Annotated in this window: 8 protein-coding genes and 1 pseudogene; 4 read left to right on the top strand and 5 right to left on the bottom strand. The window is 61.0% G+C overall.

The window, feature by feature from the left end; genetic code table 11:
* Positions 1-605: 605 nt before the first annotated feature.
* The 3 genes from HX846_RS27725 to HX846_RS27715 form a co-directional block, all read right to left on the bottom strand.
* Positions 606-1,505 carry a hydroxymethylglutaryl-CoA lyase gene (locus tag HX846_RS27725; RefSeq protein ID WP_178966514.1) on the bottom strand — a complete coding sequence of 300 codons (900 nt, stop codon included), beginning with the start codon at positions 1,503-1,505 and terminating at the stop codon, positions 606-608.
* Positions 1,506-1,517: 12 nt separating this feature from the next.
* Entirely contained in the window at positions 1,518-1,916 is a 399-nt protein-coding gene (locus tag HX846_RS27720; RefSeq protein ID WP_102369517.1) for a MerR family DNA-binding transcriptional regulator, read from the bottom strand.
* 67 nt (positions 1,917-1,983) lie between these two features.
* Positions 1,984-2,913, bottom strand: a complete 930-nt coding sequence (locus HX846_RS27715; RefSeq protein WP_003211805.1) for a LysR family transcriptional regulator — start codon at positions 2,911-2,913, stop codon at positions 1,984-1,986.
* A 150-nt stretch (positions 2,914-3,063) separates the two neighbouring features.
* Here HX846_RS27715 and HX846_RS27710 point away from each other — a divergent pair, with 150 nt between their 5' ends.
* Positions 3,064-4,293, top strand: coding sequence for an acyl-CoA dehydrogenase (locus HX846_RS27710; RefSeq protein WP_177080525.1), 1,230 nt, complete (start codon positions 3,064-3,066; stop codon positions 4,291-4,293).
* A gap of 139 nt (positions 4,294-4,432) precedes the next feature.
* Here the strand turns inward: HX846_RS27710 and HX846_RS27705 are convergent, their stop codons facing one another.
* Entirely contained in the window at positions 4,433-5,773 is a 1,341-nt protein-coding gene (locus tag HX846_RS27705) for a substrate-binding domain-containing protein (protein WP_178966513.1), read from the bottom strand.
* 201 nt (positions 5,774-5,974) lie between these two features.
* Positions 5,975-6,787: an exodeoxyribonuclease III gene (gene xthA / locus HX846_RS27700; protein WP_102369515.1), complete on the bottom strand. Its 813-nt coding sequence runs from the start codon at positions 6,785-6,787 to the stop codon at positions 5,975-5,977.
* A gap of 203 nt (positions 6,788-6,990) precedes the next feature.
* Here xthA and HX846_RS27695 point away from each other — a divergent pair, with 203 nt between their 5' ends.
* The 3 genes and pseudogenes from HX846_RS27695 to HX846_RS27685 all read left to right on the top strand — a co-directional run.
* A complete protein-coding gene (locus tag HX846_RS27695) occupies positions 6,991-7,641 on the top strand; it encodes an N-acetyltransferase (protein WP_003211798.1) in 651 nt (216 codons plus the stop codon).
* Between the two features lie 64 nt (positions 7,642-7,705).
* Complete coding sequence (locus HX846_RS27690; RefSeq protein ID WP_102369513.1) at positions 7,706-9,433, top strand: autotransporter assembly complex family protein; 1,728 nt, start codon at positions 7,706-7,708, stop codon at positions 9,431-9,433.
* Positions 9,433-11,086: pseudogene (locus tag HX846_RS27685) on the top strand (translocation/assembly module TamB); the annotation flags it as partial. The gene HX846_RS27690 and the pseudogene HX846_RS27685, both read left to right, overlap by 1 nt.

The following is an 11,086-nucleotide window of genomic DNA, read 5'->3' as shown; positions in this document are numbered from 1 at the left end:
TAAGAGCGGAACCAATCTCAGCCATCACCCAAAAAACGGATATACACGCAAACCACCTTCCCCCGAGAAAGCACAAAGGGGACCCGAAGGTCCCCTTTAATTTGTCGTTGCGTGCTCTTTTTTTATTATTGAGGGGCGGTCTATTGTTGTTTTTGGCAACCGTGGCCCTTTACCGCTGTTTTTGGCGACCCCCATCCGGGGTCAAGAGCAAACGTATTTTTTTGAGCGCTGATCTGCTTCTTCGCACGCGATCCAACCAGTGGGTAGCTACCTTGAGGTAGTTTTTTGTTCTTCTCTATCCGGTTGCGGGTTTCGGCAAGCCGTACCCTGCGAAGCACATCTTCTCCAAAAAAATCTGTTAGCTGCGTCTCTGCCGTGTTGTTTTTGTTATGTCAGAGTCGTTACGTCTTATTTTTATTAGGTTTGGTGCTTTTTATTCTTGTTATGCAATAGAGATAGCAGAAGCCGTGCCAACTTTATAAAGTCCTTTAAAATCAATGTCTTGATTTTTTGGCGAGAAATTTCCTTCAGGAAATGCGACAAAATATGTTCCCGTGTTACCCGATGTGTAGCCGCGAGGTAACACATCGTCACAAGCGCACTACTCAACCGGCGCTGCGAGCCTTCGCCACGCGCGAACCGGTGGGGCGGCCGAGTACCGTACAAATCTGCTGACCCGCCAGAATCAGCTTGTCCATGTCGATACCCGTCTCGATGCCCAAGCCATTGAGCAGGTACAACACATCTTCAGTGGCAACGTTACCGCTGGCCCCCTTGGCATAGGGGCACCCGCCGAGGCCCGCAATAGAGCTGTCGAACACCTGGATACCTTCCTCAAGGCTGGCGTAGATATTGGCGATGGCCTGGCCATAGGTGTCATGGAAGTGCCCGGCCAGCTTGTCCCGTGGCACCTGCGCGCCGACCACCTCGAACATCCGGCGTGTTGCGCCTGCAGTGCCGGTGCCAATCGTGTCGCCCAGGGACACCTCATAGCAGCCCATGGCGAACAGCTCGCGAGCGACTGCCGCGACCTGTTCCGGCGCGACCTGACCTTCATAAGGGCAACCCAACACACACGACACATAACCCCGCACACTCACACCATGCTGCCTGGCCGCGGCCATGATCGGCACGAAGCGTTCCAGGCTTTCGCTGATGGAGCAGTTGATATTGCGCTGGGAAAACGCCTCGGAAGCCGCCGCAAATACGGCCACTTCTTTCACGCCCGCCGCCAGTGCATCTTCAAAACCCCGCAGGTTTGGCGCCAGCGCGCCATAGGTCACGCCCGGCTTGCGCTGGATCTGCGCAAACACCTCGGCCGACCCGGCCATCTGCGGTACCCATTTGGGCGACACAAAACTGCCGACTTCGATGTAACCCAGGCCGGCGGCACTCAGGGCGTCCACCAATTGCACCTTGTCGGCGACGCTGATGGGTTGCGCTTCATTCTGCAGGCCGTCGCGGGGGCCCACTTCCACCAGGCGCACATGAGAGGGGAGGGACATGGCAGCTACCTTTTATGAATGGCCAACCTGGCCCTGAATGGTCTGTTCCAGCGCCTGGATGCAACGCTCTTCGGCGGTGTCCAGTTCGAGCTTCATCTGTTCGATGTCGAGCAACTGTTGTTCCAGCTGCTCGCGGCGCTCGGCGATTTTCGCCAGCATGCTGTGCAGCTGTTTCTGGTTGCCGCTGGTAGGGTCGTAGAGTTCGATCAGTTCCCGGCACTCGGCCAGGGAAAAACCGATGCGCTTGCCCCGCAGGATCAGCTTCAGGCTGACTTTGTCGCGGGGCGAATAAATGCGCTCCTGGCCCCGGCGTTCCGGGGACAGCAGGCCTTGTTCTTCATAGAAGCGAATGGCGCGGGTGGTGATGTCGAGCTCGCGGGCGAGGTCGGAGATGCTGTAGGTCGTGCTCATGAGGGCGCTCAAGGAGTGTCTTGAGCGTTAAGCTAATGGCTGGTTGACGTTAACGTCAAGCTCGCTCCTACAGTTTGTCCAGCTTCTTCTCATGGGCCGTCACCTGCTGGCACAACTCGATCATCTGCTCGCGCATCCAGCGGTTGGCCGGATCCTGGTCGGTGCTTTCATGCCAGTACAGATGGGTTTCCACCATCGGCACATCATTCACCGGCAGGTTGAACCAGTGCAGTTCATGGCGCCGTGCGAAGCGCTCCGGCACGGTCATTACCATGTCGGTCTGTTGCAGCACCTGCGAGGCCATCAGGTAGTGCTGGGAGCGCAGGGCGATCTTGCGTTGCAGGCCCATCTTGCCCAGCGCCAGGTCGACATGGCCCAGGCCGTTGCGCCGGCTGGAGATATGAATGTGGGTCAGCGACAGGTAGTCATCCAGCGTCAGTTTGTCCTTGCCCGCCATCGGATGGCCCTTGCGCATGGCGCACACGTAGCGGTCTTCCATCAGCTTGACGTGGCGCACTTGCGGGTCGGTGTTGAGCGGCGCATCCACGGCAAAGTCCAGGCGACCGGCCGCCAGTTCCTTGGTGGTTTCCCGGCGCTTGGACAGGAAGCTCTCGATTACCACCGTCGGTGCCAGGCGGCGCAGGCGCTGGAACAGCGGCGGCAGAATCACCGCTTCGGTGAGGTCGGTCATGCTGATGCGGTAGGTCTTGGCCGCCTGTTGCGGGTTGAAGATCCGGCTTTCCTGTACCGACACCCGCAGCAGCGACAGCGCATTACGCACCGGGCCAATGATGTTCTGGGCCATGGGCGTGGGCACCATGCCTTGGGCTGTGCGCACGAACAGCGGGTCGTTGAAGGTCTCCCGCAGGCGGGCCAGAGCGTTCGACACCGCAGGTTGAGTAATCCCGACAATCTGCCCGGCGCGGGTCAGGTTGGCTTCGGTGTAGATCGCGTCAAAGACGATGAAGAGGTTGAGGTCGACCTTGCTCAGATTCATTTCGCTGCGCTCTTATTGTTAGGTGTCCATACGCCGATCATATATCGGTGATGAATGTTAATACACGCCGAGAATAGGCTAGGTAAATTATCAACGCTGTTCTAGCATCGATTCATGACCTCAACAACCTCCATTGAGAAGGTGCTGCCCATGGATTTCGCCTATTCGCCCAAGGTTCAGGAACTGCGTGAACGCGTCACCGCGTTCATGGACGCCTACGTTTATCCGGCCGAGCCTGTGTTCGAACGCCAGGTTGCCGAAGGTGACCGCTGGCAGCCCACCGCCATCATGGAAGAGTTGAAGCTCAAGGCTAAAGCCGAAGGCCTGTGGAACCTGTTCCTGCCGGAATCCGAATTGGGCGCCGGCCTCACCAACCTGGAATACGCACCCCTGGCCGAAATCATGGGCCGCTCCTTGCTGGGGCCGGAGCCGTTCAACTGCTCGGCACCGGATACCGGCAACATGGAAGTGCTGGTGCGCTACGCCAACGAAGAGCAAAAACAGCGCTGGCTCGAACCGCTGCTGCGCGGCGAAATCCGCTCGGCATTTGCCATGACCGAGCCGGACGTGGCTTCCTCCGACGCCACCAACATGGCCGCCCGTGCAGAACGCGACGGCGACGAGTGGGTGATCAACGGTAAAAAATGGTGGACCTCCGGCGCCTGTGACCCGCGCTGCAAGATCCTGATCTTCATGGGCCTGAGCAACCCGGATGCGCCGCGTCACCAGCAGCACTCGATGATCCTGGTACCAGTGGATGCGCCCGGTGTGAAGATCGTGCGCCCGCTGCCGGTGTTCGGCTACGACGACGCACCCCATGGCCACGCCGAAGTGCTGTTTGATAACGTCCGCGTGCCGTACGAAAACGTCCTGCTGGGCGAAGGCCGGGGCTTTGAAATTGCCCAGGGGCGCCTTGGTCCGGGCCGTATTCACCACTGCATGCGTTCCATCGGCATGGCCGAGCGCGCGCTGGAACTGATGTGCAAGCGTTCCGTCAGCCGTACCGCCTTCGGCAAGCCGCTGGCCCGCCTGGGTGGCAATATCGACAAGATCGCCGACTCGCGGATGGAAATCGACATGGCGCGCCTGCTGACCCTGAAAGCTGCCTACATGATGGACACCGTGGGCAACAAGGTCGCGAAAAGCGAAATCGCCCAGATCAAGGTGGTGGCGCCGAACGTGGCGTTGAGGGTGATCGATCGCGCCATCCAGATCCACGGTGGCGCCGGCGTATCCAATGACTTCCCGCTGGCCTACATGTACGCCATGCAGCGCACCCTGCGCCTGGCCGATGGCCCGGACGAAGTGCACCGCGCAGCAATCGGCAAGTTCGAGATCGGCAAGTATGTGCCGCGGGAAATGATGCGCAGCGGGCAGTAAAACCGAGGTGTCTTCATCGCAGGCAAGCCAGCTCCCACAGGGGAATGCAGCCAACTGTGGGAGCCGGGCTTGCCGCGATGAGGCCAGTTGATCGTTCCCACGCTCTGCGTGGGAATGCTGCCCCGGACGCTCCGCGTCCTCAATACACCCAGACCTCCACCCGCCGGTTCTTGATCCGTCCCTCATCTGCCGTATTTGCCGCCACCGGCATCTCGGCACCGAACCCCTGAATGTCCCTCAGCACCACGCCGCTTTTAACCAATTCCCGGCGCACCGCCATCGCCCGCAACTTCGACAATAGCGCCGCCCGTTGCGCATCACTCTTGGCATCCCCAAACCCCACCAGCGTCACCTGCTTGTCCAGCTTGCCGTGGCTCTTTATATAAGCCACTACCCGCATCAGGTCCTGGCGCGCCTTGTTGTCGAGGCTGGCACTGCCTTCCTCAAACCGGAAATTCACCGTCAGGCGCTGCGCTTGTCGGGCAATCGCCTGGTAATCCCCGGGCATCGGCGCCCGTGGTTCCACCGCCATGGCCTGCACCTGCTGTGCGATAAAACCGTTGGCGGCGACGATCGCCTGGCCCTTGCTGCTTTGTGCAAAGTCCACCAGGGCCTTGGCCCAGGGGTTTTGTGCAACAGGTGGCAGGTAGAAGAACAACCGGCGTGACAGTGGGTAGTCCTCGGTGGCGATCAAACTGTTCAGCGGCAGCATCGGCTGCGAGTCGCCATCGACGATGGCCACCGCCTTGGCCTGGCGCACATAGGGCAATCCGATAAAACCGATGCCCTGGGGGTCATGGCTGACAGCATCCGACAACTGCTCGCTGGATTCGAAGCGCTTGGCGCTGCCATCCAACGACTTGCCGCGCCGGCTGAGCACCAGTTCCTTGAAGGTGTCATAGGTGCCGGATTGATCATCCCGCGCGTACAGGTGAATCTGGCCACCGATGCCGCCCAGTCGTTCCCAGGTCGAGACTTCGCCGCTGAAGATCTGCGCCAGTTGCGCGGTGTTCAGCGTCCCCAACGGGTTGCGTGGGTTGAGGATGATCGCCAGCCCGTCAATGGCGATGACCTGTTCGGCGTCGGGGCTTTTCAGGTCGCCGAGGGCTTCGAGGTCCACCAGTTCGCTGTCCTTGATCGGCCGGGAAGACGCCGCGAGGTCGGCGCTGGCGTTTTTCAGGGCTGCGAACCCGGTGCTGGAACCATGGGCCGCCACTTCCACCGTCACCTTCTGGCCCTGGCGAGTCTTGCCGACGATGTGCTGTTCGTTGGCCTGGTCAGATGGCTCGCTGTGCACCGCTTGCAGCCCCTGTTGCTCCATCAGCCCCTTGACCAGCGCCGGGCCAAGTGCCGCGCCGATGGTGTTGGAACCCTGGATGCGCAAGGCCGGGCCATGTTCGGGGAAGGGCAGAGGGGTGGAAAAAGCGGCGAGGGGAAATGCGCTGAGCAGGGCCAGCAGGGATAGAACGCGCAGCATCATGCCGGCACCTTCTCAAGCCAAAGGGAGTGCCGCGAGATTAAGTCAGAGAGGTTTCAGCAATATGACCGGCATCACGCCGTCAAAAAGTGTGGGAGCGGGCTTGCTCGCGAATACGGTGTGTCAGTCGACGTATCCGGTGACTGACACACCGTATTCGCGAGCAAGCCCGCTCCCACATTTAACGGCGCTGCTGTTAAGAAATCAGCTCAATTCCAGCCAGATCGGTGCATGATCGGAGGGTTTTTCCATGCCGCGCAGGTCGTAATCCACACCGGCATCCTTCACCCGAGGCAGCAGCCCTTGGGAAGCCAGGATCACGTCGATTCGCAGCCCGCGCTTTGGCTCGTCTTCAAAACCACGGCTGCGGTAATCGAACCAGCTGAAGCGGTCTGCCACATCCGGGTTGAGGTGGCGGAAGCTGTCCACCAGGCCCCAGTTCTTCAGGCGGGCCATCCACTCGCGTTCTTCCGGCAGGAAGCTGCACTTGCCGGTCTTCAGCCAGCGCTTGGCGTTGTCGGCACCGATGCCGATGTCGCAGTCTTCCGGGGAAATATTCACATCCCCCATTACCACCACGGCCTGTTCATTGCTGAACTGCGACTCCAGGAGGGTTTGCAGGTCCTCGTAGAAGCGCTGCTTGGCCGGGAACTTGGTGGGGTGGTCGCGGCTTTCGCCCTGTGGGAAATAGCCGTTCATGATGGTAATCGGGTTGCCGTTGGCGTCGGCGAAGGTGCCCCAGATAAACCGGCGCTGGGCGTCTTCTTCGTCACTGGCAAAGCCTTTGTGCAGCGCCAGCGGTTCCTGGCGCGAGAGCAGGGCAACACCGTAGTGGCCTTTCTGCCCGTGGTAATACACGTGATAGCCGAGGGCCTTGATCTCATCCAGCGGGAACTGGTCGTCGTGGACCTTGGTTTCCTGCAGGCCGATCACGTCCGGCTGATGTTTCTCGATCAGTGCCGCCAGCTGATGAGGGCGGGCGCGCAGCCCGTTGATATTGAAAGACACGATTTTCATGGTCGGCGGTCCAGTCTGGCAAAAGGGCGATGCTAGCCGACAATGCAGGACGGGAGCCAGCCTTGTAGCAGCTGCCGAGGCACAAGGCTGCGTTGGGCTACGAAGCGGCGTCCGGTGGCTACACTGAACGAAACAGTGCCGCAGACGTTCGTAATAACAAGAGCGCGACCTTTTGAGTCAGCGCCCAGGGGAGATTCACTGTTATGCCTGACACCTCGACTGCCATCGCCCAGATCCACATGCTCGACAGCGGCTATTCCCGCGAAGCCCGTTCGCTGTTGTACCAGGCCTATCGCCATGAGCCGACGTTCGCCTACATCTTCGAAGCCGAACGTCCCGGCTACGAACAGCGGGTGCGCGCCACGGTGCGTGAACTGGTCAAGCAGCACTTCTTCCAGAAACTCCCGGCGATTGGCCTGTTGGTCAACGACCGGCTGATCGGCATCGCCCTGATCGCGCCACCGACCCGCCGCCTGGGCATCACCGAAAGCTGGGCCTGGCAGTTGCGCATGTGGCTGAGTACCGGTGTGCGCGGTACCCGGCGTTATCTGGAATACCATCAGGCAGTGCTGGCGTGCCTGCCCTCGGATTCGGTGCATGTGCTGCCGTTGCTGGGGATTCACCCGCAATTCCAGGGCAAGCACTACGGTGAGCAACTGCTGGAAGCGGTGCACAACTGGTGCGCCGAAGACCCGCATTCCTCGGGCGTGGTGCTGGACACGGGGAATTCTCGCTATCTGGAATTCTATAAGCGCCAGGGCTATGAAGAGATCGGCGAGGTCGCTGTAGGACCGGTACTGGAACACGTGTTCTTTCACGCAAATCCGCAGGTGTTACAGGCTGCAACGGTTTAAGACAGAATTATTCAGACAAATCCGGGTTCTAACTCGCTCCCAAGCTCGTGTAGCATCCCGGCCTATGAAGTTTCCAGGAAGATTTACCAGCGGCTTGATTCTGCTGTTCACGAGCTGCGGCGCCTTGGCGCAAAGCGAATTGGATGTGCGCATCAAGCCTTCAAACGACGCGTTGAAAGCCAACATCGAAGGCTATATCGGCGGGGTCGGCGATCGTGACGAAGAAGCCCTGCTGCGGTTCAGCCGTGGCGCCGAGGAGCAGGCCCGCAAGGCCGCCCAGGCGCTGGGCTACTACCAACCGCAGATTGCCAGCGATGTGAAGGGCGGCAAGAACCCGCGCCTGATCCTCACCATCGACCCCGGCGAACCGGTGCATTTGCGCAATGTGACCATTCGGGTCGACGGCCAGGCCGCCGACCTCAAGGCCTTTCGCGTGCCCGCCAGCGACCAACTCAAATCCGGCGCCGTGCTCAACCACGGCAACTACGAAGACGCCAAGCGCGTCATCCAGAACCAGGCGTCACGCTACGGCTTTTTCAGCGGGCGCTTTACCAGCCAGAAACTCTCGGTCGACCCCAAGGCGGGTGTGGCCGATATCGAACTGATTTATGACAGTGGCCCACGCTACACCTTGGGCAAGGTCAGCTTTGCCGGCGACACGCCGTTTGATGACGACCTGCTGCAACGCATGGTGCCGTTCAAGAGCGGCGCGCCTTACGACTCCGAACTGATCGCCGAACTCAACCAGAACCTGCAATCCAGCGGCTTTTTCGAGGGCGTGCGCGTGGACGCCGCCCCGGCGGCCTCGACCAATGACGTGATCCCGGTGGCCGTGCAACTGGAAACCCGCAAGCCGCGCACCATGGGCCTGGGCCTCGGTTACTCGACCGACGTCGGCCCGCGGGGCAAGGCCAACTGGACGCGCCACTGGGTCAACCCCCAGGGCCACAGTTATGGCTGGGAAGCCGAGCTTTCCGCGCCTCGGCAGAACGTCGGGTTGTGGTACGACATTCCCATGGACCCGCCACTGACCGACAAACTTCGCTTTGCCGGCGGTTACCAGAATGAAGAAATCGCCAACACCGACACCCTGAGTAAACTGCTCACCCTCGGCCCCGAGTGGCACAGCAAGTTGCCCAGCGGCTGGACGCGGGTGATCTCGCTCAAATGGCAGCGCGAAGAGTATCGCCTGGGCAACGACTCGGGCCTGAGTACGCTGCTGATGCCGGGCATCAGTTATTCCTACCTGCGCAGCGACAACCGCATCGACCCGCACAATGGCTATCGCCTGCTGTTCGACGCCAAGGTCGCCAAGGAAGGCCTGGGTTCCGACACCAACCTGCTTTACGGCACGGCGACCATCAAGGGCTTGACCACCCTGTGGGACAACCACCGTTTCCTGGCCCGGGCGCAGTTTGGCGGCAGTGCCACCAACGGCTACAAATCCGTGCCGCCGTCGTTGCGCTTTTTTGCCGGTGGCGACCAGAGCGTACGGGGTTACGAGTACCAGACCCTGTCCCCGGAAAACGATCGTGGCGACCGCATCGGCGGCCGCTACATGGTGGCCCTGAGCGCCGAGTACCAATATTCCATCGCCGAAAAATGGCGGATCGCGACCTTTATCGACCAAGGCAACTCGTTCAACACCCTGGAAATGCCAAGCCTGAAAACCGGCGTGGGTGTGGGTGTGCGCTGGGTGTCGCCGGTTGGCCCGATCCGCCTCGACCTGGCCCATGCCCTCGAAGATCCGGGCGGCATTCGTTTGCACTTTTCCATGGGGCCTGAGCTGTGATGCGTGGTTTGAAAATAGCGGGGCTGGCCATTCTGGCGGTCCTCGCGGTGATAGTGCTGGCACTGTGGACGGTGCTGGGTACCCAAGCCGGCAGCCGGTGGGTGCTGGGCCAGGTGCCGGGTTTGACCGTGGAGAATTTCCAGGGTCGCCTGGGCGGGCAGTGGAGTGCCGACCATCTGTTATGGCAGCAGGACAGCAGCCGCGTGGAGCTTCAGTCGCCAAAGTTCGACTGGTCGCCGGCCTGTTTGATGCGCATGACCTTGTGCATCAACCAACTGGATGTGGAGCAGGTGAGCCTGCAATTTCCACCCGGCACCGAAGAAAGCAGCGGCCCGATTACCCTGCCGGACCTCAAACTGCCGGTCGCCCTTCAGTTGGGTGACATCCGCGTTGGCAGCCTGCTGTTCAATGGCAGCGAAGAGCTCCAGGGCCTGCAGCTGGCGGCGCACTGGACTGCCGCCGGGATGCAGATCGATTCGGTGCACCTGCAACGGGACGGTTTGGTCCTTGACCTGTCCGGCCTGCTGCAACCCACCGGCAATTGGCCGCTGGCCGCCAGCGGCAACCTGAGCCTGCCTTACGCGCCGGGCGGTGCGCCCTGGACGCTGGCGCTCAAGGTCGATGGCGATTTGCTCAAGACCCTCAAGCTCGACGCCGACAGCAGCGGCTACCTGCCGGCCAAGCTCAGCGGCGAATTGCAACCGCTGGTGGAAAACCTGCCGGCGCAGTTGCACATCACCGCCGACGGCTTCAAACCCAGCGCCGATTTGCCCGATACCCTGCAACTCAATCAGCTGGACCTGACCGCCAAGGGCGACCTGAGCAACGGTTACCAGTTGCTGGGCAAAGCCGTACTGCCCGCGGAAAAAGGCCCGGTGGACCTGCTGCTGCAAGGCAAGGTCGACGCCAAGGGCGCGCAGATCGCCGGGCTGGATTTGAATGCCGGTGACAAACAAAGCCTCAAGCTCAGTGCCAATCTGGACTGGCAGCAAGGCTTCAGCGCCGACGCGAAAATCGACTGGCTGGATTTCCCGTGGCATCGCCTGTACCCCGTGATCGACGAACCCCAGGTGGCCTTGCGTACCTTCAATGGTGAAGTTTCCTACAAGGACGGCAACTATCTGGGCAACTTCAAGGCCGACCTCGACGGCCCTGCGGGCAAGTTCAGCCTGGCCAGCCCGTTCAGTGGCGACCTCAAGCAAGTGTTCCTCCCCGAGTTGAAACTCGCGGCTGGTCAGGGCAAGGCCGAAGGCCACCTGAACCTGCAATTTGCCGATGGCATCGCCTGGGACACGGCGCTGGACCTGTCGGCGATCAACCCGGCGTATTGGGTCGCGGAGTTGCCCGGCACCCTCGCGGGCCCGTTGCGCAGCAAGGGCGAAATGAAGAACGAGCAACTCAAGCTCAATGCCGACCTCGACCTCAAGGGCCGTCTGCGTGGCCAACCTGCCGTGCTCCAGGCCAAGGCCGAAGGCGCAGGCGAGCAATGGACCCTCGGCACCCTGGACATTCGCCTCGGCGACAACCGCATCTATGGCAGCGGCAGCCTGCAACAGCGCCTTGCCGGGCAGATCGACATCAAGCTGACGCGCCTCGCCCAGCTCTGGCCGCAACTGCGCGGGCAGATGAATGGTCGCCTCGACGTCGCCGGCA

Source organism: Pseudomonas sp. K5002 (assembly GCF_013386655.1).
Classification (GTDB): domain Bacteria; phylum Pseudomonadota; class Gammaproteobacteria; order Pseudomonadales; family Pseudomonadaceae; genus Aquipseudomonas.
The sequence above is the reverse complement of the archived record's forward strand: the minus strand, read 5'-3'. Positions and strand labels throughout refer to the sequence as shown.

Bases quoted from the DNA above. Each gene is read 5' to 3' on its own strand.
- HX846_RS27725 (WP_178966514.1), bottom strand. From the start codon at position 1,505: ATGTCCCTCCCCTCTCATGTGCGCCTGGTGGAAGTGGGCCCCCGCGAC.
- HX846_RS27720 (WP_102369517.1), bottom strand. From the start codon at position 1,916: ATGAGCACGACCTACAGCATCTCCGACCTCGCCCGCGAGCTCGACATC.
- HX846_RS27715 (WP_003211805.1), bottom strand. From the start codon at position 2,913: ATGAATCTGAGCAAGGTCGACCTCAACCTCTTCATCGTCTTTGACGCG.
- HX846_RS27710 (WP_177080525.1), top strand. From the start codon at position 3,064: ATGGATTTCGCCTATTCGCCCAAGGTTCAGGAACTGCGTGAACGCGTC.
- HX846_RS27705 (WP_178966513.1), bottom strand. From the start codon at position 5,773: ATGATGCTGCGCGTTCTATCCCTGCTGGCCCTGCTCAGCGCATTTCCC.
- xthA (WP_102369515.1), bottom strand. From the start codon at position 6,787: ATGAAAATCGTGTCTTTCAATATCAACGGGCTGCGCGCCCGCCCTCAT.
- HX846_RS27695 (WP_003211798.1), top strand. From the start codon at position 6,991: ATGCCTGACACCTCGACTGCCATCGCCCAGATCCACATGCTCGACAGC.
- HX846_RS27690 (WP_102369513.1), top strand. From the start codon at position 7,706: ATGAAGTTTCCAGGAAGATTTACCAGCGGCTTGATTCTGCTGTTCACG.